This is a genomic window from Apilactobacillus apisilvae, assembly GCF_023380225.1.
Lineage (GTDB): Bacteria > Bacillota > Bacilli > Lactobacillales > Lactobacillaceae > Apilactobacillus > Apilactobacillus apisilvae.
The window spans coordinates 367,411-390,122 of record NZ_CP093362.1 but is presented as its reverse complement, the minus strand read 5'-3'; the positions used below and the strand labels follow the sequence as shown (position 1 = coordinate 390,122).

Genomic DNA, 22,712 nt, shown 5'->3' with positions numbered 1-22,712 from the left:
TTATCTAATTACTGTTTAAAAGGCCTGCGGGCTGTGATGGAAGAATATCAAACAAAGTAAAGGCTCAATTCGTTTATAATTCATGGTCCGCAAATAATTTTCCTTATACACTTAATGTTTTATTAAAAGTAAATAATCTTAAAAGATCAACATACTATGATGAACTAAAAAGAATTAAAAATTATAAAGATAAATATGCAAAGGTAAAGGAACAAATAAAGCTTATATTTAAACGCAGTAAGATGACCTATGGTCATCGAAGGATTAAATGTATTTTGGATAAAATAGGATTCAATTATTGTTTGGAAACAGTCCGTAAATTAATGAAAAATATGCGATTACAGCCAACTATGTATAATAATCGTCGTAAGAAAAAATATAGTTCATATAGAGGAAATATTGGGAAAATTCATCCAAATATTCTGCATCAAAATTTTAAAGCTACTATGCCATATCAAATTTTACATACAGATATTACCCAATTAAAATTAAAAGATCATAGTAATGGTTACATCTCTGCAATAATTGATGAAGGTACTAAAGAAATTTTATCGATACAGGTAAGTGACTCTCCTAATCAACAACTTATTTATAAGAATTTAAAAGATTTAAAAAACAAAATTCCTGCGGAATCAAATCCCATTATGCATTCAGATCAAGGTTGGCATTATCAACTTCCTTATTACACTTCAAAATTAAAGAAGATGAACATTAAGCAAAGTATGTCACGTAAAGGTAATTGTTTGGATAATGCACCAATAGAAAGCTTTTTTAGCTTGCTTAAAAGAGAATATCTTAATAACTTTGAAATTAAAAATATCGAAATGTTAACGAAGTTAACTAAAGATTATTTAAACTTTTTTAACAATCAAAGAATTTCATTAAAAACAAAAGGAATGACTCCGATTGAATATCGAAATCATTCCATAAAGAATCATTTAATTTAATATAAATGTCTAACTTTTTTAAGGCACTCCACTTTTTGGGGGTCACTTTAGATGCCTTTTTTATTAACTAAGTTTTTTGCTTAAAACTAAAGTTATTTTTGAAGATTGATAATTATTAAATTGGGCGTTACCTTTCATGGTAATTCTAGTTGCTGATTTGTCATACTTTAAGTTATTGATTTTAATAGTTCCTTGTTTACTCTTCAATGAGATACTGTTATTACTATTTATATTATAGCTGTATGCCATATTTGGATTCTTTTCTTGTAAGCTGACATCTTTACGTTCGAAACTAAAATCTTCGTCAAATTCAATTGCCTTAGAATCTTTTACATCAAAATATAGATATTTGGTGTTACCATCGTCATCAACATTATCAAAAATTATTGATTTTACTTTCCAAGAATAATTTTTATTAGATTGATCAATAAGTTGTTGAGTAGGGGCTACTTTAGAATTTAAGTGACTAGAATGAAAATAAAATCCACCAACACCAATCACAACTAATAATACAAATATTGAAATAATAGTAATGAAAATTTTCTTAAACATTTAACAAACTCAACTCCTTTAAAGAATATTATACCATCTTCAAAAAATAAATAATAAAATTACAATTATTTTTTGATGTGTAGTCCATTATCATCGTATATTTCAAAAGCATCATTAAGCATTTTAGTCGAAAGTTTTTTAGCTTTAAAGTTACCGTCATATTTTTTTAAATAAGTAAACAGAACACTGTTCATCACATAGAAGCATTCTTGAAGTGTGTTAGTATCATTATCATTGCTATTTTTTGAGATGTTTTGACCCAATTGCTCGAATTTATCAACCATTTGTTTAAATTCATAATCAGAAATGTCACTATTATTTTTATTTAAAAATAGTTCTTTAGTTCTTTTCCAAATAAAAAACAAATTGTCTTGATGACATTCAGACATGTTTCTTTGCATTTGAGTATCATTACTATTACCCAATTTACTTAGGTTACGTTTATTATCTATACATACTAAATATGTTAAATTAACATTAAAATATTGGGCTAAAGATATCCATACTTTTAACTTTGGCTCACGATCACTACGCTCATATTTTGCTAAAGAATCTGCGACTATGGATATGTTTTTTTTTCTTTCAAATCATTAGATAACTGCTCCAGAGATAATCCTTTTTCTTTTCTAAGCTGTCTAAGTCTATTTTTAATTTTTAACACCTCATTTAATAAAATTTTAGCACATAATTTATACAAATTGTATTTATTTTGTAGAAAATTAACATGTTCACACGGTATTTTACGATACAAAAAGTATTATTAACACTTTCTTTGTATTATAATAACAAATAGGGGGATGATAATATTAATTGGACATTGATTATAGAAGTAGTAATTATATCACTTCTAGTTAGTGTGATTGTTCATATGATTTTTAATACAGAAAAATTTAATCCAGCTTTAAAATGGACTTCAACAACTAACACAAAATTGAATAATATTTTACCAAAAATTCTTAAATTTAAGGATAAGGCATTTATAAAATATAATGCATTTATATACACTATATGTACCGTGATTTTTATTATATTAGCTATTATAATCATTAATATGAAAAATTCTGTATCTATTTTAATTGTAATTTCTTTATTAGTAGCATTATATATATATAAAGTACAACCAAAAATGAAAATAGCTTCTAATGTTATTATTTCCAATAAACAGGGGGCTTTTATTGAATTTTTAAGTCGAAATAATTCTAAGGGGTTTATAAAATGTTGCAATGTAGATTTATTACGAAAAATTGATTCGTATAATGATAAAGTTGTAATTCCAGATGAGTTAATTTCAAAATATTTGAGCGATGACATTAAATTAGGTAAAGCAGTTACAGATAAAAGAGTTACTAAATTTATATTATCTAATAATGACACAAATAATATTCAAGACTTATTTAACAGTACTAAGAAAATTGAATTTAAAAATGATGAATATGAAATGTATTTAAATAAGGTTAATAATAATGATTCAGTATCTAATTATTATTTTAGATTTTATTTTACAACCAACGATAATTATATACGTAAAACTGTTACGATTAGTATTCAAGATTTGATAAAAAAAGGCCTTATTAGTAATCAATAATTTAAAAATCGAGTAGAAAAATATTCTACTCGATTTTTATTTATATACGGATTTAATCTTAAAAGACTAATTATTTTACAATTAATAGTCTATGTGCAATAATATGATTTCTGATATTAACTATAATAATTTTATTAAAGGAGAATGATTTATGAAACTACAACTAGCAATTGATTTAGAAGATGTTGACGGTGCAATTAATTTAATCGAAAAAACAAAGGATAGTGTAGATGTTTTTGAATACGGAACTCCTTTAGTTATTAACTTTGGTTTAGAAGGACTTAAAAAGATTAGAGATAGATTTCCTGATATTACATTATTAGGTGACTTAAAGATTATGGATGTTGCTTCATACGAAGTGGATCAAGCATTCAAATATGGTGCTAACATCACAACTATTTTAGGGGTTGCTGAAGACCAATCAATCAAAGATGCAATTCAAACTGCCCATGAAGCAGGTAAAGAATTACTAGTTGATATGATAGGGGTTCAAGACGTTGCAAAACGTGCCCAAGAACTAGATTCATTTGGTGCCGACTATATTGGAACTCATACTGGCTATGATTTACAAGCATTAGGAAAAACACCATTTGAAGACTTACACACAATTAAAGAAAACGTTAAAAACACTAAAACTGCTGTAGCAGGTGGAATTAAAGTGGATACCGCTGAAAAGATCATTGCTGAAAAGCCAGATTTATTAATTGTCGGTGGTGGAATTTCTACAGTTGACGATCCTGCTAAAGCTGCTAAAGAAATTAAGGAAATGATGAAATAATGAATCATTTAAAAGGTATTTTGGAAGAACTAGTTAATTCTTCCAAAAATATTGAAGATAATACTAATATTAGGAGTCAAATTTCACATAGTGGCAAAGTATTCACTTATGGATTAGGACGTTCGGGTTTAGTATTACAAATGTTTGCCATGCGTTTAGCTCAATTAGGCTTTAATTCACATGCTGTTGGTGAAGTGACTTCAACAGCCATTAATAGCCAAGATTTGTTAATTTTAGCATCTGGATCCGGTAATACCGCACAAGTCAAAATTGTTGCTTCAGAAGCTAAAAAAGCTGGTGCAAGTGTTTTTTTAATAACTTCAAATGAAAAGTCAGAAATTGGCAAAATTGCTGATGAAAAAGTCTTAATTCATAGCAAGTCTAAATATAGTAATGATAATCATTTGACTAATCAGCCAATGGGATCATTGTTTGAACAAATATTAATGTTATATTTAGACAGTTTAGTTATGGATATAATGAAAAAAGAAAATATTTATGAATCAGATATGATGGATAATCATGCTAATTTAGAATAATATAATAATTTTTATAAAAAGACTTACTAGAAAAAAAGTAAGTCTTTTTATTTTAGACAAATAAAAGTTTTAATTTATAGATGAAATTTTGAATTATTCTATTTTTTGTCTTTTTAATATACTTCGCATAATATATATTATGTAAAGTAGAGGAATGAAATAAATAATAATAACACTTTTGGGTATTCCCTACTATTTAATATATAAATTTATCTTTTATTTTTTAATACTATATACCAACAAATATGAATTATTATAATCACTAAAAACGGCACTGCTAAGATTCTTAAAGTAATTAACTTTAAATGCATATTTTGTGGAACTCCAGATCCGTCTATATTTCTGGTCATAATAATATAATTGATAAGATAGCAAAAATAATTAACCAAACAATGAAACTAATTTAAAAAAACTTCACTAAAATTTCATCCTTTTAAATAATCTATATTTTAATATTTAACAGTAACCATACATTATTTTTTAATGCGCGTAAAATTTTATAAAAATCTAATGTAAAAAGTAAATGATACTCGCCCCCTTTTATTTAAAGATGATTTCATGTATTGAAAAAATCATATTATAATTAATTGTTATATTTTAGTATTGTAAGAAAATATATAACATTTTTGAATTAGTTTGTGTTGGTGGAGCTTTAGTACTATTTAATATATATGTTATATTCGTAAGATTACGTAATTTTTTTAGAAAACATAGTAAGAATGAGAGGCATTGCAAATGACATTAGTTTTAATACCAGTTTTAATATTATTTTTAATAATTTCATTTTTTAAAAATAAATTCCAAAAATATTTTATTATGATTTGCTTATTTTTAACTTTAATAATATCAATTATAGTAATATCTGGAATTTCGATGGCTAAATAAATGCTTTATTATCAACGATTAGTGTTAAATATTTTGATTCAAAGTCAAAACAATTTAAAAAATCTTCCTTATTTATTAATAGGTAATATACAATAGAATTGTTTTAATTATTTTTAGATCAACGTTATAAAAATAAAAAGACATCCCTTACTAGCCAATCGACTATATTAAGGATGTCTTTTTATTGATAAATTAAAATAGTATGTCTTAATTTATTTTTGATTATTTTCATTAAGTAAGTTATCAAATATTCTTTTATCCCAACGATTTTATTATTTTTCATATAAACACCCCGCCTGATTATTTAAAAATTTAATATTATAATATAAGACTCATTTAACATCATCAAAATAAGTTTTTATATATGGTTGGAGCTTTTGATACAAATCTTTGTCTGATATATTTGTACTGTCATCGCCCCATATTGATAGTTGAGCACCAATATTATTGTTACTTTTATCTAAATTGCTAGAATCATTATCGTTCCAAATACTTTGATTCCATTTTTTAAGACTATTTTGCCAATATTCAATATTATTTTGATTAAATATCCTACTATCAGTAATCAAGTACAAGTAATAGAAATTGCAATTAATAGTTTTAAAACCAGCTTTATTTAGCTCCGGCATAGTAGCACGTAGTTTAATATTTTGCTGGCTTTGCTGTTGATTAGCCTTTTGACCATTTAAGCTCCAATAATTAATCAAAATATTTTTATGATATTGATTGATTACTCGCTTATGAAATGCATCATTCCACATAATCATATTTACTTGATGATTATTTAAATAATCATCCATTGAATTAATATATTTAACAACATTAGATTCCTGCTGTTGATTGGCAACCGTAATTTCATCCCCACCAATAGATAAATATCCATTTTTAGAAATTAATGGTAGATACTCATCAATTAAATTTTTTGAAAAATCAATGGTTGCTTGTTTACTATAAATCATTTCATTATAACCATTAGGATTAAAAACTTTTTGATAAAGATCATTCTGTCCATCAAGTTGTAACAATTTAAAGATGGCTTGAGCATGACCAGGAACATCAATTTCAGGGATTACTTCAACCCCCTTACTACTACCATATTGAATTAATGAACTTAATTGCGTTTTGCTTAAAAAAGGTAAATTAGTTTGAGGATTATAATAAACACCATCTTTAACCTTAGCATTTTGGATGGTTTGACCTAATGTTTTACTTTCTAGAGCAAAGTTTTCATTATCGGTTAAGTGTAGTGTTAGGTAGTTACCTTTTTTTGAATTTATTTCATTAATATATTTTTTAATAATACTAGGTCGCTGAAAGTTACGAGCACAATCAATGCTCATCCCAATTCTTTTACGATCGGCATTAACATTTATTAGATGCCATCCATATATTAAACATCCCAAAATCAAAATAGAAATTAAAATAAAGCTTACAATTAATTTTTTATTTAACTTCATCTAATTCCCCCTGGGTTAGATATTATTTATTTCATTAATTATATCTTGTTCAAATTTTTTAGGATTTTTTAATGGTGAATATCTGTGTGCTAAAGATCCATCACGTTTAATCAAAAATTTAGTATAATTAAATTTTATCCTACCACGATTAGATTCATTTTTTAAGTAAGTAAACAATGGTAATTCATGAGATCCATTAACTTTAGCCTGTTTAGTCATGGGAAAACTAACTCCAAAATGTAATTGGCAATATTCACTAGTTGCTTGATTAGACTTCAATTCCATATGAAATTGATCTGAAGGAACTCCAATAACCATCAAACCATCTTCCTTATATTTACGATATAATTGCTCTAAGTCTTTTAACTGCCCTGCCAATCCACATTTACTAGCAGTATTAACAATTAAAATAACATGGTTTTTAAAATCAGATAAATTGATAGTTTGACCATTCATTTCAGTTAATTTGAAATCATAGATACTTTTATCCATATTAGACTTTCCTTTCTAAATAAAAAAGATTATGAATATTCATAATCTTAGTTTCAATATATAATTGCTAATTCCAATGTTCTTTAATAATTTTTTGAATTATAGGAAGCTTAAAAATAAATACAAATACAAGAATTTGAATTGGTGCAACGATTGCTTCCTTAATAATTCTAGAAACAATAATGACATGCCAATCAATACCATTATATAAAGTTAGCCACAGAGTGTTTAAAAATAAATGAACAAATAAGCTAACTAATACTTGAGCTATAATAATTCGACTAACTCTAAATTTATCATCCCGATAGAGTAATAACCCATATATAAATCCACTAATTACAGCTGAAACTGTAAAACCAGGTATATATAATTCTCCACCGATGAAAGTAAATAATATATCACTAATCCCCAAAATAACTGACAACCAGATTGGTCCATATAAATAGGCTAAAATTCCAGTTACAATAAACGCAGGAGTGATAACTAAGTAAGTGGAATGAAAACCAATCTTACCAAGAACAAAGCTTAATGCCATCATAATGGCAATTACCGTCAAATCACTTACCTTCAGATGATGATGGTTGAAACTATTTTTCATAATGCTGTTCATAAGACATCTCCTAATTGGAGCTGCCACTGATAAATTATAAAGTTAGTGCTTAATAATATAACTATTGTGGCGAATGCGGACAATACATCGCAATCAAAATTTTCGTCTAGCGTTCACATTCCGTTCCACTAGCACTTAACGCATAAAGTCCTACCCCTTAAATTTTGTACTTTAAATATAGCATTAAAATTTAATTCTTACAATTTATTTGTCTGAATCAATCATCCAACCTAAAGCCAGGGCTTTTTCCCCTAAATGAGTACCAACGACTGGACCAAAGTAACTTTGTTCGATTGTCATATCAGGATACATTTCTTGAATCTTTTCACCCCATAATTTACCTGATTCAGGATCATTAGCATTAATAACAATTGCCTTGATTGGATAATCAGCTTCATCTACTGCTGCTTTAAATAACTCTTCAGTCCGTTTTAAAGCTTTTTTACGGGAACGTACCTTTTCAAAAGCAACTATTTCATTAGTTTTATTATCAAAGGTCAATAGTGGCTTGATTTTCAATAAACTACCTAAGAATGCTGAGGCGTTAGATAAACGACCACCACGAACTAAGTTTTGTAGATCATCTACTACAAACACTTCATTAATTGTTGATCTAATTTGATCTAAATTAGCAATAATTTCATCAATACTTTCGTGTTTTTGAGCCATTTTAGAAGCTTCAATTGCTAAGTTGCCCATTAGCTTAACGGTTAATTCAGAATTATAAGGAATTACCTTAATATTTTCAATCGTTGGTGCTAATGAAACTAGTGAATTATAAAATCCAGAAATGGTACTAGCTAAATGGATGCTAATAACAGCATCATAACCTTCATCAGCTAATTGGTTATAAGTATTAATCATTTCACCCATTGGAGGTTGTGAAGTACTAGGAAATGATTCAGAATTTCTTAATTTATCGTAAAATTCTTCAGTTGAAATGTCGATGCCCTCATTATAACTTTTACCATCAATAATGACTGGGATTGGGACAACGTGAATGTTATATTTTTCTTTTTCCTCCTTAGATAAGTAAGAAGTACTATCAGTAACAATTGCAATTTTCATTATTAGTTTTTTCACCCTTTAATTTTAAAATTAATAATTACTTGAAAATTATATTTATCTCTAAATTATAACATTAAATAGTCTTATATCGTAACAGCGATTAGTTTTTTGATAATGATATCCATAATATGTATACTGAAATATGTGTAAATTAAAGTAACGAAAGTGAGCTGATATTATGTCATTTGATGGATCATTCACACATGCAATGACAAAAGAACTAAATGAAAAATTATCAAATGGTAGAGTATCAAAAATAAATCAACCATATGATAATGAAATGATTATGTTAATCAGAGCTAATCATAAAAACTACCCTATTTTAATGTCTGCTAACCCTAACTATGCTAGAGTTCAGGTTACTAACATTCCTTACACCAACCCTGGTGTTCCAACGAATTTCACAATGACATTAAGGAAACATTTAGGCAGTGCTGTTTTAAGCAAAGTGTCACAAGTCGATAATGATCGAGTAATGAGATTTCATTTTATAACCAGAAATGAAATTGGTGATCTAAAAGAAATGTTGCTGATTGTAGAAATTATGGCTCGTCATAGTAATATCATTTTAGTTGATAAACAAGATGATATGCGTATTATTGATGCAGTTAAAAGAATTGGTGCTGATAAAAATCGTTACCGAACTATTTTGCCAGGTGACACATATATTAATCCACCTAAGCAAGATATGTTTGATCCATTTAATGCTAGTGATGAAAACTTAGATAAAATTAGTGCTTTAGTGAAAAGTTATCCAAATCAAGAGATGCTAGCTACTCAACTTAGACAAAATGTTCAAGGCTTAGGAAAAGATACTTCACTATACTTGGCAAAATATCTACATCAAAATGGTAATTTAAAAATTTTATTCCAATCATTTTTTGATAATTTTGACAAATTTAAACCAACATTAATGGTTAATGAAAAAAGCGATAGCTTTAGCGTTTATCCATTTATTCAAAATGATAAAAATGAAACTTTTGATAGTTTAAGTGCTTTGCTTGATAAGTATTATGAATCTAAGGCTCAAACTGATCGAGTACGTGAACAAGGCGGTACTTTAATTCATATTGCTAAAAATGAATTAAAAAAGAATCGAAATAAAAAGAAAAAATTACAAAAAACCTTAGACAATACCAAAAAAGCAGATGAATATCGAATTAAAGGTGAAATTCTAACAACTTATCTTTATAAGATTGAACGTGGAATGAACTCAATTAAATTGACTAATTTTTACGATAATAATAATTTAATTGAAATCAGTTTATCTAATCAAATTTCACCATCTGAAAATGCACAAAAGTATTTTAAACGTTATCAAAAGGCCAAAAATGCAGTTATTTATGTTAATGAACAATTAAAACAAACCAATTCAGAAATTGAATATTTCGATAATGTTTTATCGCAAATTGAACTTGCTAATCCTGATGATTTAAATGATATTAAGACAGAATTTAAAGCTGAAGGATATCTAAAGAAAAACCACAATCCTTCATCAAGCAAAAAAAACAGAAAGCAAAAAATAAGTAAGCCAGAACATTTTACATCGGATAATGGCATCACTATTTTAGTTGGTAAAAACAATCTACAAAATGATCAATTAACTTTGAAGGATGCTGACAAGCGTGATACTTGGTTGCATACACAAAAAATTCATGGTTCTCACGTTATTATAAAGTCATTTAATCCAGATGATATGACGATTCAACAAGCGGCTGAATTAGCTGCATACTTCTCAAAAGCTCGTGATTCCGCAAAGGTCCCTGTTGACTACGTCAAAGTTAAACAAGTTAGAAAGCCCAAAGGTGCTAAACCAGGTTTGGTGATTTACGAAGGTCAAAAAACTGTCTTTGTTACCCCTAAAGAAGAAACCATTGAACATTTACGTAAAAATAATCAATAATTAATTTACAAAGCATTACAAATAAAAGCATCCCTTATTCAGACTAGATCTGTAAGGGATGCTTTTTTAATCGAGATTATTAATTATCTTTTAAACGAAAAGTAATTTTAGCTCCTACTTCTTGCGAACTATCTCCATGTTCCTTGTTAACATTTAATTGCTTAAAAGGAAAGTTAGCACGCATTACTGTAGTTCTTTGCCTAGATGAATTGATATGGTTCATGATTTTATCATTAAAGTTATGAGTATAAAATTTCACCAATTCACGAATCCAGTTTATCCCAGTTGCTTTACTTAAAAATATTGTTTCAGTTAAGCGTAATGGACGAATTCCAACATATTCAGAAGTTCCATCAGATTTCTGATTAAACAAAATTTGAACTAATCCAATCCAATTAGACTTTTGGATGTGTTCAATTGAAATATTAATATCACTATTTAATTGTTTTTTATCAATATCTAAATAAGGTGCTTCATAGTTAGTAACATAGTCCAAATCATGATTAAAATTACTAATTAGTTTTTCTGAAACAATGAAGTAACTTTTTTCTTTGGTAACAAAGAAGTTTAGTGCATAACTAACATTTTTAGGTAAAATTACCCCGGTATCCTGATCTGGTGGCAATACTTGTACATTTAAATTATCGTATTTTTTTAATTGACGCATTAAGAAGTGACGGTTACCCGGAATAAAAATACGGACGGGTTTTTCTAACTCAATCACATTTAAAATTGCCCCTAATTGGATTGGCTCAATGTACTGTTTATCACTAATTTGTGGACATAATGATAGAGCGTTGGGATTATTATTAATAACAATCGTATTGTAACCCAATTTATGCAATTGAATTAATAATTCTGCGGTGTAATAATCGGCAGCTGTATTAGGACCTAATTTATTTCCACCTCGCCCAATAACCAATGCCGTTTGATCAGATTCTTGATGTGATTCATTTTCTTTTTCAAAACTACTATAAAATGATTCAATATTTTGTTCTAGTTCACCAGCTGAAGATTCAATAGTTTTATAAGTTGGATATTGATTGACTCGATGATAAATAGCACGAACTGTTTGGATAGGAACTGACCAAGTTTCAGCCATCATTCCATCCCCAAATCCATACTGATGAGCAGTTTCAATTGTAGTTAGTTTCATAGGTTCATCTACAATTAACTTTTCAATATCTAAAAGATTTTTTAACTTGTAAAAATAAAATTTATTAATCTTACTTAATTCTTCTAGCTCTTCAACTTGATAACCTCTGCGAATCGCCTCAATTAAAACTAATAAGCGATTAGATTGGGGATGAATTAAACGATTAATGAGCTCGTCATTATCTAAATTATTCATATTAGGTAAAACATCCCTAGGGCTGAATTGTGAACTACGTAAAGCTTTCAATAAAGCTTCTTCGACAGTACGACCAATTCCAATTGTGGATCCTACCGATTTCATAACGGTATTTAAACGCTGGCTAGCTTCTGGAATGTTTTCAAATGGCCAAACGGGAATCTTTACCATTATATGATCTAATGTGGGCTCAAGCATTGGTGTTAGATGATTATATTCTTTTGGTAATTGAATTTCATTCAGTAACTTACCTAGCATTAAATTAGCACAAGCATACACTAATGGATAACCAGCACAACGTGCAGTGAGCGCTGTACTTTGATTAATTAGTGGGTTTATTTTAGTAATAAAATAATTACTATCAGTATTGCTTAGTGCAAATTGCAAATGACAAACACCGACAAGATCAAGATTTTCCATTATTTTAAAAGTCGCTGTTCTTAATTTTTGATAATCGATGTCGGTTAAGGTTTGAATTGGCGAGATAACAATAGAATCACTAGAATGCACTCCAACCGCATCAATGTTTTCAAGCCCATTAATTAAAATTTCGGTTCCATTACTATCCCTAATCCCCACCATCTCAATTTGTTTAAAACCAACAACACTTTTTTCGATGATATATTTAGTGTCACTAGGATTAGAATCAATAAAATCCGACATTTCATCAGCGTTTTTACATACTTGCCTTTTTGATGAGTAGTTATTATTAACTGGTTTAACAATAACAGGAAAACCAATATCTCTAATTACGTCAAAAGCTTCAGATTCATTATTAACTAATTTCGAGGGAATAAAAGGTTCATTTGACTGATTAATAATCATTTTCATTCGGTTAGAATCATTAACAGTCTTTAATGCCTCATTGGATATACCTAAAATTTCAACATTTAATTCTTTAAGAATTCCTTGATTAAGTAATTCTTGAGTAATGTGAATTGCACGTAATCCACCAGTAATAGGAATAATTGCATCAGGCTGCTCTTTTTTTAATACTGCTAAAACATTTTTAAAATTAATTTCTTTAACAAAAGTGTTAGCTGGTTGCACTTCCACCATTGATAAAGAAAATGGATTATTATCCATAATTAATGTTTGAATGCCATTCTTTTTTAGCGCAACCATAATTTGAAACGCCCCAGCATCGAGCTCAGTTTCATTTCCAATAGAAGAAGGGCCACTACCTAAAATTAATACTTTTTTTATATTTTTCATAATTTGTTATCTCCTTTGCGAGCTAACATTTTCGAGAAATTCTTCAAATAAATCCACAGTATCTGCTGGACCAGGACCACCATCAGGAGAAAATTGAACTGAAAAAGATGGGTAATCACGATGCCTAATTCCTTGCACCGTACCATTAACTAAATCAACAAAAGTAATTAGCAATTGATCATGTTTAATTGATTTAGGATCGACTGCATAACCTTGGCTTTGTGAAGAATAAATAATTTGATTAGTAATGATTTGACGAATGGGATGATTACTACCATGGTGTTCAACTGATAATTTATAAGTATCAGCACCATTCGCTAATGCAAATAGTTCATGGCCAAGTCCCATACCAAACATTGGAATTTCTTTTTGAACAGAACTAATCATAGTCAAAACCGAATCTGGTAAATCTTTTGGTGAACCAGGCCCAGTTGATAAAATTACTCCATCTGGATCTAGATCCATTATTTCTTTACTACTAGTATCCCATGGCATCACAATCACATTACAGTCTAATTCAGCAAGACGACGCAAAATTCCATATTTTAAGCCGAAATCAATCAAGATGATATTATAACCATCCCCAGTATTGGGAAACGGTGCTTTCGTAGATACTTGCTTTACCTGTTGATTGGTTAATACTGAAGCACTTAATTGATCAAAAGCATGTTCATCATTAACATCAACAATGCTTGCTTTCATTGCTTCATTTTTGCGAATACGATGTGTCAGTTCCCTAGTATCAATTCCAGCAATACCTGGAATATTATGTTGTTTAAGAAATCGATCTAAAGTTAAATTACCCAATCGATTAGTAGAAATATTAGCATATTCTAAGACAACTACACCCTTGGCATTAGTAACAATTGATTCAAAACTTTTATGATTAATACCTGTATTTCCAATTGATGGTTGGGTGAAAACAATAATTTGATTATGATAAATTTGATTAGTGATGATTTCTTGATATCCTAACATATTAGAATTAACAATGATTTCACCAGTAGTTGTGGCTTCTGAACCAAAACTTTTTCCTTTATAAGATGTTCCATCTTCTAAAATTAAATAACGGGTTGTCATAATATGCTCCTTAAATCTATATTTAAGAATTTATTTATCCATGATTTCTACTGAATCTTTTCCATCAATTTCATTTACTTGGACTTTAATTTTTTCGTTCTTAGAAGTAGGAATATTTTTACCAACAAAATCAGCACGAATTGGTAGTTCACGATGACCACGGTCAATTAAAACTGCCAAACGAATATTATTAGGACGTCCTAATTCAGAAATAGCCGAAAAGGCCGATTTAATAGTTCTTCCGGTAAACAAAACATCATCGACTAAAATTACATTCTTACCTTCAACTGAAACATCTTTATTTTCAGCAACTGAAGGATCATCGTTAGTATGCTTAACATCATCACGATATTTTGTAACATCAATTTGTACGACTGGTATCTCTTTATTTTCTAATTTTTGAAGACGATTTGCAATACGTTTAGCTAAATATACACCGCGTGTCTTAATTCCTAAAATAACTAAATTGTTAATACCTTTGTTTCGCTCAATAATTTCATAAGTTATTCTTGTTAAAGCACGTTGCATAGCCATTTTGTCGACAACTAATTTTGACATAAATTGTTAATCCCCCTACGTTCTTTTTCTTAAATTTTCAATTGTTTGATTAAATATATTAGGTAATGGAGCTTCAAAAACCATTAATTTTTTTGTTTTGGGATGGATAAAGCCTAATTTTTTCGCATGCAAAAATTGACCATTACCTTTAATTGTTTTACGTGGTCCATATAGAGGATCTCCTACTAATGGATGTCCAATATATTTCATGTGGACTCTAATTTGATGAGTTCGCCCTGTTTCTAAAACACAAGAAACTAATGTATATTCGCCGAAGCGCTCTAAAACTTTAAAATGAGTGACTGCATTTCTACCATCATCAACAATTGCTTGTTTCTTGCGGTCTTTTTTAGAACGTCCAATGGGTGCATCAATTTTTCCACTATCTTCATTAATATTGCCATGAACTAAAGCAACATATTCACGAATATTACTCTTATCTTTCAATTGCTTTGATAATGATTTATGTGCATCATTATTTTTAGCAATCATTAATAAACCGGATGTATCCTTATCGATTCGATGAACAATTCCTGGACGAAATGTACCATTAATATTTGATAAAGGTGTATGAAATAATAATGCATTAACCAATGTATGATAAGGGTGACCTGGTGAAGGATGCACAACCATCCCTTGTGGTTTATTAACAACCAATACATCTTCGTCTTCATAAACAATATCTAAAGGGATGTTCTCAGGGTCCAAATTTAATTTTTTGGGTTCTGGTATGTTTACAACAACTTCATCACCGCATTTTAAGTCATATTTAGGCTTCTTAATTTCACCGTCAACTGTTACTAATTTATCTTCAATCAATGTTTTTGCTCTGGAGCGACTAATATCTTGAAAATGATTAGCAATGCTCTTGTCTAATCTTTTATCAGTTTCTTTTGCACTGAATTGAATTGTTTCTTTAATCTAAATCACCATCTCTTAAAATTGCTATAAATAAAATAATAATTCCAACTGTAATGCATGAATCTGCAAAGTTAAATATTGGGAAGTTAATAAAATCCAGTTGAATCATGTCAACGACATATCCTTGAAATAATCGATCAATAAAGTTACCAATAATTCCAGATAACAATATTAATAAACTAAATTCATATAATTTTTTAGTTCTTAATTTATACATAAAGTAGCTTACTAGAACAATTGCAAAGATACTAATTAAAGTAAATAACCATTGTTGACCTTCTAGAATACTCCAAGCAGCTCCATTATTATGCAAATTAGTGATTGATAGTATTCCTGGAATCAAAGTATTAACCGATCCCTCACTAATATTAGTGGACACTAAATACTTAGTCCATTGATCGGCACCTATTAATAATAGCATCCCAACAATTAAATATAATACTGGCATTCAAGGCCTCCTTTAGAATAGTCCGGTTATTTTTCCATTTTGATCAATATCCATATCTAAAGCAGCTGGATGAGTTGGTAATCCTGGCATGGTTAATACTTTCCCAGTCATTACTACAATGAATCCGGCACCAAGACGTGGTTGTAGTTCACGAACATGAATAGTGAAATTTTTGGGTGCTCCCAATTTTTTAGCATCATCAGTAAATGAATACTGAGTTTTTGCAATACAAACTGGCATCTTATCCCAACCATGTTTTTGAATATATTTAAGTTGCTTTTTGGCTTTAGAACTTAATTCAACTTTACTACCGCCATAGATTTTTTTAACTACCTTGTTAATTTTGGTTAAAACTTCTTCATTATTTTCATACAAAGGATTAAATTGATGTTCTTCATCACACATTTTTACTAATTTATTAGCTAAATTGATAGCACCTTTGCCACCTTTTGACCAAACATCAGTGTTAACAGCCGTAACTCCCTGAGCTTTAATGTATTCATCAAGTGCTTTAGTTTCATTATCGGTATCACTAGTGAACTTATTAATAGCAACAACAACCGGCTGACCGTATTGTTTCATATTTTGAATATGGCGACCCAGATTTGGAGCTCCTTTTAATAATGCATCAACATTTTCATTATCTAATTCAGCTTTATTTACACCACCATTTAACTTTAAAGCGCGAATAGTTGCAACGATGACAATTGCATCGGGATGTTTACCAATGTTAGGAGTAGTTATATCTAAAAATTTTTCTCCACCTAGATCAGCACCAAACCCTGCTTCAGTAATTGCATAGTCAGCTGAATTAATGGCAGCTTTAGTTGCTAAAATACTATTACAACCATGTGCAATATTAGCAAATGGTCCACCATGGATAAATGCAGGCGTATGTTCTAAAGTTTGTACCAAATTAGGCTTAATGGCGTCCTTCAATAATAAAGTTAGTGCACCTGTAACGCCTAAATCAGCAACTGTAATTGGTTCTTGATCATACGTGTAAGCAACTAACATCTTGCCTAGTCGTTGCTTCAAGTCTGATAAATCATTACTCAAACATAAAACAGCCATGATTTCACTGGCAACTGTAATATCAAAACCGTCTTCACGTGGAACTCCAGAAGTTCTTCCACCAAGTCCGATAATTGTATGACGAAGTTCTCGATCATTGATATCAACAACACGTTTCCATTCTACTTGACGTGGGTCAATGTTCAATTTATTACCATGATGAATGTGATTGTCGATTAAAGCAGATAAAGTATCATGTGCCTCAGTAATTGCAGGAAAATCTCCAGTAAAGAATAAATTAATATCTTCCATGGGAGCAACTTGAGCATATCCACCACCAGTGGCACCACCTTTGATTCCCATAACAGGTCCTAAAGAAGGCTCCCTTAGAGCAATTGCACAATTTTTATTGATGTGTTTAAATGCATCCCCTAAACCAATTGTTAAAGTTGTTTTACCTTCACCGGCAGCTGTTGGATTAATTGAAGTCACAAGAATTAATTTCCCATTTTTATTTGTATGCATAGGTAAATTAATTTTAGCTTTATACTTACCATAGTTTTCAATCTGTTCTTCATTAAGGCCTAATTTTTCAGCAATTTCATTAATGTTTTGTAATTTAGTCGCTTGTGAAATTTCAATATCAGTTTTCATGGTCTAGAAGCACTCCCTTAATTAGCTTTTTTATTAATGATACCATCAATCTCAATAATTGAATTAGCTGGTAAAAGAAATTCATAATTTTTACCATTAATTTCCATTTTTGCACAATGCTTAGTAAAAATAGTTTTATCAATATCATTAATATTGATTGAAATCCATCTGGGATCAAGTAAATTACTAATTGTAATAACATTATTTTCAAAAGTTATTTTACGAAACATTATTTGAAATAAACTAAAAATTCCAAATAGCAAAATAAAAAATAAAGTTATTTGTTGAAAATGTGTTATTTCAAGCCAAAATATAATACCAACGAATAATAAGGCAAAGGTCCAACTCCACATAATTATTGATGAAAGGATTCCGGGTTGATATAAAAAAGTCCGCTTTTGAGTTATCATATAAAAAACACCTCTTTAGGAGAAATAATATTATGTTTAAATTATACACTGATGCAGCTACTATGAACAAATCTGGAAATAGTTCAGCTGGCATTTTAATTGTTCATGATAAACAACAAATTCAAAAGAAATTCAAATTAAATTCAAATGATAATCATAGTGCTGAATTTGAGGCTTGTTTATTAGGATTTAAAGAAATTATTAAATTAGCTCAGAATGATACTAATGTTTTATATTTTACTGATAGTAAGATTGTTTATGAAAGCTTAGAAAAGCGCTATGCAAAACACTATCAAAATTTTCTGGACTGCATTTTAGAAATTCAGGATGATTTTAGTCTAGTTATAAATAATTGGATTCCTGATAAAAAAATGAAGGTGCCCACCAATTAGCTCAGCAAGCCCTTCATAGTTTTTATAAATTTGATTGAATATAGTTGTTAATTGGTTTGCGATACTGTTCCAAATCAATTTTTTTGTTTTTTAGAATTAGATTTGCTAGCAGTTTTCCAATCAAAGGACCAGTAGTTAATCCAGATGAGCCAAGTCCACCACCGACAAAAATGTTTGAATAGTTAGGTATGCTTCCAAAAAATGGAGCAAAGTCAGAAGTATATGCTCTAGTGCCAACTTTAATCTTAATGAGATTATCTTGATTTAATCCACTTACCAATCGATTTGCACTAGCTAATAAATCATCAATAACTTCATTGCTGGGTTTCAAATCAAAACCTTGATCATTTTCATGAGTTGCACCAACAATTAAACGTCCGTCGTTAAATGGGATGAAATCACGTTCACCTTCGGGCATTAAAACGGGCATGTTCTTTTTATTTTGTTCTAAATCATTTACAGAAATCTCAATCAGTTGCCCCTTTTGAGGACGAATATCCACTTTTAATGGCAAATTATCGAGTGTATTACGCATCCAAGCACCAGTAGCTACAACGATATTGTCATAAGCTAACTCATCATCACCCAATTGAATTTTACCGCGATTATTAATGGAAACTTTTTTATTTATAATTGTTAAATTTTTAAGTTTAGCAATGTCTTTTAAATGTTCAGCAAACTTTGCTCCATCAATTCGAGCACCACCAGTTACCAAAATTCCAGGAACTGATTTACTTAATAGCGGAATTTGATATTTAACTTCTTCAGCATCTAATTGATAAACATCACCAATCGTTTTGGTTTCCTTATTCCGTTCAATTGCTTTTTGATATAATTCATTTAATTTTTTAGGGCTATCTCTAGTAATAATTGTGCCGCACTGATTATAAATATCTTTATTCATATTAGTGTTTTTAGCAATTTTGGCTAATAAAGTTGCCCCATCACGTGCCAAGTTATACCATTTTTTATTACGTCTTTTTGATAGCCAAGGTGAAATAATCCCAGCAGCTGCTTTAGTTGCTTGTCCGACACCATCATCATACATAGTTACTTGTATTTCATTTTTTTTATCAAATTGACTTAAATAATATGCAGCAGTTGATCCAACAATTCCGCCACCAATAATCGCAATTTTTTTCATATAAAGACCTTCTATTTTCTGATTTTATGACCCCAAAATTGGAAATAATCAGTTCTTAATGAACCATTATACAGTTTTCTAGTTTTAGTAGCCTTTTGACCATAAGTTTTGTCAAATTCCAAATCACTAGTCAAGAAGTATTTAGACCAGCTAGTCATGGGTCTAAATACTTTTCCTAAATCTTTGTATAACTTAATAACACTAGCTTTGTCACTTAGTCGTTCACCATATGGTGGGTTGGATATAACCACTCCATTAATTTTATCGGTTTTAAAGTCTTGCACTGCTAATTGTTTAAAACTAATGTCATGGAGTAATCCAACTTCTTGAGCATTTACTTTAGCAGCATCAATTAAATTACCATCAACATCCGATGCCATAATATCAATTTCTTTATCATAATCGGCTTGATTATCAGCTTCATCACGAACATTATTAACTAATTTTTCATCAACCCAGTTCCATTTTTCACAATCAAAATCGCGATTGAAACCAGGAGCAATATTTCTAGCCATTAAAGCTGCTTCAATTGGAATCGTTCCTGAACCACACATTGGATCTAAAAACGGCATATCGGGATACCAATTAGTAAGCATAACTAATGCGGCTGCCATATTTTCTTTTAATGGAGCTGGACCTTTCGCAACACGATAACCACGTTTGAATAAGCTTTCACCAGTTGTATCTAATGTAACGATCACATGGTCTTTATTAATTCTGGTTTCTAAGCTGTATAAAGCACCAGTTTCTGGTAGACGTGTTCGACGATGATAAGTATCATTTAATTTATTTACAACTGCTTTTTTAGCAATTGCTTGTACATCTGGAACACTATGTAACTTTGAATTGTGGGAACGACCGTTCATTGGAAACTTAGCATCCATTGGTAATAACTTTTCCCATGGTAAAGATTTTATATTTTGAAATAATTCTTCAAAATTTTTGGCATCAAATTCACCAACTATAATTTCAATTCGATCAGCAGTTCTCAACCATAAGTTCGTTTTAATGATATCTTTAACTTCTCCTTCAAAACGAACACGTCCATTTTCTACTTGGGTCTGGTAACCTAAGTCACGAAGTTCTTTTCCAACTAATGCTTCAATTCCAGCAGCGCAAGTTGCCATTAGTTTAAATTTTGTCATTTATATTTACCTCTTATTTTAAATAATTTTAAGTATAAAAAAAGAGCGGAAGAAAACTTCCACTCGTCCTGAATGGTGTACATCCCTGTAAGCCATGTTTTGTGCTTCAAAATTAAGTCAGGCCTTTTAAATTTTGAAGTAGTAATCATCTATCTCAGAAACATAAGTTTCTCCCCCACACTTGGTTCAATTTCCGTGTGTGAAGCTCCCCTACCAAAGTTTGGGTTTCCCGCTCGAGGGGTTTACCGCGTTCCACCAATATTGTTTCCAATATTGTATCGTCACTGTGGCACTTTCAGAAGTACTAAAGCATAGATAATTCCTTAGCTACTTTCCTCCGCCATTACTACAAAAGTAGTCCCCCGGCTTATTTTTTCACCGAGCACGAACACTACAAGCATCGCAGCTTGTGCGAGAGTGGACTTTCCTCAGCTAACTTAAGTTAGCCGCGATTACTCAGGATATACACCAATTCTATATAATTTTAATAGCGATTAATATTGTTTTGTGATTCGTTTGAACCAAATACACGCATTTCTAAATTTGAAACACGTTTTAGTAAATCATCTTCAACACTATTAATCTGCCCATGATTATTAGATGGTTGTGGATTGCCATAATTAAAACCTGCTTGTCCCTGGTTAACATTATTAACTTGACTGCTAAGGTTATTAACCTGTTGTTTTAATTGCTCATTTATTTTTTTTAATTCATTAATGTTATTATCAAACGATTGATAGTCTTTAATAATACTATCTAAAAAAGCATCAACATCATTTGGATCATACCCACGCATCTTTTGTCTAAATTCTTTTTGCAAGATGTCTTTAGGGGTAAATTGAATATCATTCATATTTCACACCTCATATTTGCAATAATCACGAACAAATATTATCTTAACACATTATTGAGATAATTCAAATTATTCTGGGAAATCTTTTAAACTATTTTCATATTCATTAGCGGCTTCTTGTAAATCATCAAAACTAATCATTTTTAGATTATAGTCATGATTTTCAGCATATTTCTTAATTTCTTTATAATCGTACTTTGTTTTTCCTTCATTATCTAAGTCATAAATAAGTAATGCTTTATCAGTATGACTTAACATGAATTTTTGATATGCTTTTAATTGCATCGGTGATTGATATTTTTCATTGCTAACATTGGCTGAAAAATTAGCTGATTGAATACATTTTTGTAACTCCAACTTGTTTTCATCTTTCCATTGTTCTCCGAAGTTTTCGAATGGAAGCATTACAGCTGTTTGAAATTCATCAGGAAATGTTTTCTTTAAATCTTCTGCATTTTCAACGCTCCATTGCTCAATGCCTAAATGTCCACCAGTAATAATCCAATTAACGCCGTCCATTATTTCTTGTGATAAATTGTCTTTTATAACTTTATCGATTACAATCTTTTTAGGGTCATCTTTTTTGAAGATCCCTAATTCATAGCTTCGATATCCAGTTATCCATAGTCTACTCAATTATTTCAGCTCCTTAGTTATTAAGATGTTTTTACTAATGGTATAATATCATTAATTCTAGTTGAGTTTATTTGA

General features: G+C 29.7%; 24 protein-coding genes, 1 other RNA gene and 1 riboswitch. Of the genes, 6 read left to right on the top strand and 19 right to left on the bottom strand.

The annotated features are described in order from the left end of the window. Positions 1-11 precede the first annotated feature (11 nt). Entirely contained in the window at positions 12-947 is a 936-nt protein-coding gene (locus MOO46_RS02000) for an IS3 family transposase (RefSeq protein ID WP_317619376.1), read from the top strand. Between the two features lie 63 nt (positions 948-1,010). On the opposite strand, the gene MOO46_RS01995 is transcribed toward MOO46_RS02000, so the two are convergent. Together MOO46_RS01995 and MOO46_RS01990 are read right to left on the bottom strand one after the other, a co-directional pair. Then, on the bottom strand, positions 1,011-1,499 hold the full coding sequence (locus MOO46_RS01995; RefSeq protein ID WP_249511356.1) for a hypothetical protein: 489 nt from the start codon (positions 1,497-1,499) through the stop codon (positions 1,011-1,013). Positions 1,500-1,564: 65 nt separating this feature from the next. Then, positions 1,565-1,924: a hypothetical protein gene (locus tag MOO46_RS01990; protein WP_249511355.1), complete on the bottom strand. Its 360-nt coding sequence runs from the start codon at positions 1,922-1,924 to the stop codon at positions 1,565-1,567. 443 nt (positions 1,925-2,367) lie between these two features. On the opposite strand from MOO46_RS01990, the gene MOO46_RS01985 reads away from it, so the two are divergent. From MOO46_RS01985 to hxlB, 3 genes are all read left to right on the top strand, one after another. Next, the gene (locus MOO46_RS01985) at positions 2,368-3,084 is read left to right on the top strand and encodes a hypothetical protein (RefSeq protein ID WP_249511354.1); all 717 of its coding nucleotides are present in this window, start codon (positions 2,368-2,370) and stop codon (positions 3,082-3,084) included. A gap of 151 nt (positions 3,085-3,235) precedes the next feature. Then, complete coding sequence (gene hxlA / locus MOO46_RS01980; protein WP_249511353.1) at positions 3,236-3,862, top strand: 3-hexulose-6-phosphate synthase; 627 nt, start codon at positions 3,236-3,238, stop codon at positions 3,860-3,862. After that, a complete protein-coding gene (gene hxlB, locus MOO46_RS01975; RefSeq protein ID WP_249511352.1) occupies positions 3,862-4,401 on the top strand; it encodes a 6-phospho-3-hexuloisomerase in 540 nt (179 codons plus the stop codon). The genes hxlA and hxlB overlap by 1 nt, the downstream gene beginning before the upstream one ends. A gap of 209 nt (positions 4,402-4,610) precedes the next feature. On the opposite strand, the gene MOO46_RS07930 is transcribed toward hxlB, so the two are convergent. From MOO46_RS07930 to MOO46_RS01955, 5 genes are all read right to left on the bottom strand, one after another. Beyond that, positions 4,611-4,790 (bottom strand): DUF3923 family protein, encoded by a 180-nt coding sequence (locus MOO46_RS07930; protein WP_396121409.1) that lies wholly within the window; start codon positions 4,788-4,790, stop codon positions 4,611-4,613. An 828-nt stretch (positions 4,791-5,618) separates the two neighbouring features. Beyond that, positions 5,619-6,743, bottom strand: a complete 1,125-nt coding sequence (locus MOO46_RS01970; protein WP_249511351.1) for a family 20 glycosylhydrolase — start codon at positions 6,741-6,743, stop codon at positions 5,619-5,621. A 15-nt stretch (positions 6,744-6,758) separates the two neighbouring features. After that, on the bottom strand, positions 6,759-7,235 hold the full coding sequence (locus MOO46_RS01965; RefSeq protein WP_249511350.1) for a glutathione peroxidase: 477 nt from the start codon (positions 7,233-7,235) through the stop codon (positions 6,759-6,761). Between the two features lie 67 nt (positions 7,236-7,302). Next, positions 7,303-7,845, bottom strand: coding sequence for a folate family ECF transporter S component (locus MOO46_RS01960; RefSeq protein ID WP_249511349.1), 543 nt, complete (start codon positions 7,843-7,845; stop codon positions 7,303-7,305). 65 nt (positions 7,846-7,910) lie between these two features. Beyond that, positions 7,911-8,005, bottom strand: a riboswitch (THF riboswitch). Between the two features lie 44 nt (positions 8,006-8,049). Further along, complete coding sequence (locus MOO46_RS01955; RefSeq protein ID WP_249511348.1) at positions 8,050-8,913, bottom strand: DegV family protein; 864 nt, start codon at positions 8,911-8,913, stop codon at positions 8,050-8,052. A 178-nt stretch (positions 8,914-9,091) separates the two neighbouring features. Between MOO46_RS01955 and MOO46_RS01950 the strand changes: the two genes are divergently transcribed. After that, positions 9,092-10,816 carry an NFACT RNA binding domain-containing protein gene (locus tag MOO46_RS01950; RefSeq protein WP_249511347.1) on the top strand — a complete coding sequence of 575 codons (1,725 nt, stop codon included), beginning with the start codon at positions 9,092-9,094 and terminating at the stop codon, positions 10,814-10,816. Positions 10,817-10,895: 79 nt separating this feature from the next. Here the strand turns inward: MOO46_RS01950 and MOO46_RS01945 are convergent, their stop codons facing one another. The 7 genes from MOO46_RS01945 to MOO46_RS01915 are packed head-to-tail and all read right to left on the bottom strand — an operon-like array spanning position 10,896 to position 18,410. Further along, a complete protein-coding gene (locus tag MOO46_RS01945) occupies positions 10,896-13,382 on the bottom strand; it encodes a carbamoyl phosphate synthase preATP-grasp domain-containing protein (RefSeq protein ID WP_249511346.1) in 2,487 nt (828 codons plus the stop codon). A gap of 6 nt (positions 13,383-13,388) precedes the next feature. Beyond that, a complete protein-coding gene (locus tag MOO46_RS01940; protein ID WP_249511345.1) occupies positions 13,389-14,462 on the bottom strand; it encodes a carbamoyl phosphate synthase small subunit in 1,074 nt (357 codons plus the stop codon). Positions 14,463-14,492: 30 nt separating this feature from the next. Then, complete coding sequence (pyrR, locus tag MOO46_RS01935) at positions 14,493-15,020, bottom strand: bifunctional pyr operon transcriptional regulator/uracil phosphoribosyltransferase PyrR (RefSeq protein ID WP_249511344.1); 528 nt, start codon at positions 15,018-15,020, stop codon at positions 14,493-14,495. A 15-nt stretch (positions 15,021-15,035) separates the two neighbouring features. Then, complete coding sequence (locus tag MOO46_RS01930; RefSeq protein ID WP_249511672.1) at positions 15,036-15,941, bottom strand: RluA family pseudouridine synthase; 906 nt, start codon at positions 15,939-15,941, stop codon at positions 15,036-15,038. Continuing rightward, positions 15,937-16,389: a signal peptidase II gene (lspA, locus tag MOO46_RS01925; RefSeq protein WP_249511343.1), complete on the bottom strand. Its 453-nt coding sequence runs from the start codon at positions 16,387-16,389 to the stop codon at positions 15,937-15,939. Before lspA ends, MOO46_RS01930 begins: the two co-directional genes overlap by 5 nt. A 12-nt stretch (positions 16,390-16,401) precedes the next feature. Further along, positions 16,402-18,057 carry a formate--tetrahydrofolate ligase gene (locus MOO46_RS01920; RefSeq protein WP_249511342.1) on the bottom strand — a complete coding sequence of 552 codons (1,656 nt, stop codon included), beginning with the start codon at positions 18,055-18,057 and terminating at the stop codon, positions 16,402-16,404. 17 nt (positions 18,058-18,074) lie between these two features. Beyond that, positions 18,075-18,410, bottom strand: a complete 336-nt coding sequence (locus MOO46_RS01915; protein WP_249511671.1) for an EbsA family protein — start codon at positions 18,408-18,410, stop codon at positions 18,075-18,077. An 89-nt stretch (positions 18,411-18,499) separates the two neighbouring features. Between MOO46_RS01915 and MOO46_RS01910 the strand changes: the two genes are divergently transcribed. Continuing rightward, positions 18,500-18,859 carry a reverse transcriptase-like protein gene (locus tag MOO46_RS01910; protein WP_317619370.1) on the top strand — a complete coding sequence of 120 codons (360 nt, stop codon included), beginning with the start codon at positions 18,500-18,502 and terminating at the stop codon, positions 18,857-18,859. Between the two features lie 22 nt (positions 18,860-18,881). Here the strand turns inward: MOO46_RS01910 and MOO46_RS01905 are convergent, their stop codons facing one another. From MOO46_RS01905 to MOO46_RS01885, 5 genes are all read right to left on the bottom strand, one after another. Then, positions 18,882-20,003: an NAD(P)/FAD-dependent oxidoreductase gene (locus MOO46_RS01905; protein WP_249511341.1), complete on the bottom strand. Its 1,122-nt coding sequence runs from the start codon at positions 20,001-20,003 to the stop codon at positions 18,882-18,884. Between the two features lie 11 nt (positions 20,004-20,014). Then, on the bottom strand, positions 20,015-21,148 hold the full coding sequence (locus tag MOO46_RS01900) for a THUMP domain-containing class I SAM-dependent RNA methyltransferase (RefSeq protein ID WP_249511340.1): 1,134 nt from the start codon (positions 21,146-21,148) through the stop codon (positions 20,015-20,017). 83 nt (positions 21,149-21,231) lie between these two features. Continuing rightward, positions 21,232-21,612: RNase P RNA component class B (gene rnpB, locus MOO46_RS01895), an RNA gene on the bottom strand. Positions 21,613-21,632: 20 nt separating this feature from the next. Beyond that, on the bottom strand, positions 21,633-22,001 hold the full coding sequence (gene gpsB / locus MOO46_RS01890; RefSeq protein ID WP_249511339.1) for a cell division regulator GpsB: 369 nt from the start codon (positions 21,999-22,001) through the stop codon (positions 21,633-21,635). 69 nt (positions 22,002-22,070) lie between these two features. Beyond that, positions 22,071-22,637, bottom strand: coding sequence for a DUF1273 domain-containing protein (locus tag MOO46_RS01885; protein ID WP_249511338.1), 567 nt, complete (start codon positions 22,635-22,637; stop codon positions 22,071-22,073). Between the last annotated feature and the right edge of the window lie 75 nt (positions 22,638-22,712).

What these genes read in the sequence shown, in the direction of transcription:
- MOO46_RS01995 (WP_249511356.1), bottom strand. Translation starts at nt 1,499, where the DNA reads ATGTTTAAGAAAATTTTCATTACTATTATTTCAATATTTGTATTATTA.
- MOO46_RS01985 (WP_249511354.1), top strand. Translation starts at nt 2,368, where the DNA reads ATGATTTTTAATACAGAAAAATTTAATCCAGCTTTAAAATGGACTTCA.
- hxlA (WP_249511353.1), top strand. Translation starts at nt 3,236, where the DNA reads ATGAAACTACAACTAGCAATTGATTTAGAAGATGTTGACGGTGCAATT.
- hxlB (WP_249511352.1), top strand. Translation starts at nt 3,862, where the DNA reads ATGAATCATTTAAAAGGTATTTTGGAAGAACTAGTTAATTCTTCCAAA.
- MOO46_RS01970 (WP_249511351.1), bottom strand. Translation starts at nt 6,743, where the DNA reads ATGAAGTTAAATAAAAAATTAATTGTAAGCTTTATTTTAATTTCTATT.
- MOO46_RS01965 (WP_249511350.1), bottom strand. Translation starts at nt 7,235, where the DNA reads ATGGATAAAAGTATCTATGATTTCAAATTAACTGAAATGAATGGTCAA.
- MOO46_RS01960 (WP_249511349.1), bottom strand. Translation starts at nt 7,845, where the DNA reads ATGAACAGCATTATGAAAAATAGTTTCAACCATCATCATCTGAAGGTA.
- MOO46_RS01955 (WP_249511348.1), bottom strand. Translation starts at nt 8,913, where the DNA reads ATGAAAATTGCAATTGTTACTGATAGTACTTCTTACTTATCTAAGGAG.
- MOO46_RS01950 (WP_249511347.1), top strand. Translation starts at nt 9,092, where the DNA reads ATGTCATTTGATGGATCATTCACACATGCAATGACAAAAGAACTAAAT.
- MOO46_RS01945 (WP_249511346.1), bottom strand. Translation starts at nt 13,382, where the DNA reads ATGAAAAATATAAAAAAAGTATTAATTTTAGGTAGTGGCCCTTCTTCT.
- MOO46_RS01940 (WP_249511345.1), bottom strand. Translation starts at nt 14,462, where the DNA reads ATGACAACCCGTTATTTAATTTTAGAAGATGGAACATCTTATAAAGGA.
- pyrR (WP_249511344.1), bottom strand. Translation starts at nt 15,020, where the DNA reads ATGTCAAAATTAGTTGTCGACAAAATGGCTATGCAACGTGCTTTAACA.
- lspA (WP_249511343.1), bottom strand. Translation starts at nt 16,389, where the DNA reads ATGCCAGTATTATATTTAATTGTTGGGATGCTATTATTAATAGGTGCC.
- MOO46_RS01920 (WP_249511342.1), bottom strand. Translation starts at nt 18,057, where the DNA reads ATGAAAACTGATATTGAAATTTCACAAGCGACTAAATTACAAAACATT.
- MOO46_RS01915 (WP_249511671.1), bottom strand. Translation starts at nt 18,410, where the DNA reads ATGTGGAGTTGGACCTTTGCCTTATTATTCGTTGGTATTATATTTTGG.
- MOO46_RS01910 (WP_317619370.1), top strand. Translation starts at nt 18,500, where the DNA reads ATGTTTAAATTATACACTGATGCAGCTACTATGAACAAATCTGGAAAT.
- MOO46_RS01905 (WP_249511341.1), bottom strand. Translation starts at nt 20,003, where the DNA reads ATGAAAAAAATTGCGATTATTGGTGGCGGAATTGTTGGATCAACTGCT.
- MOO46_RS01900 (WP_249511340.1), bottom strand. Translation starts at nt 21,148, where the DNA reads ATGACAAAATTTAAACTAATGGCAACTTGCGCTGCTGGAATTGAAGCA.
- gpsB (WP_249511339.1), bottom strand. Translation starts at nt 22,001, where the DNA reads ATGAATGATATTCAATTTACCCCTAAAGACATCTTGCAAAAAGAATTT.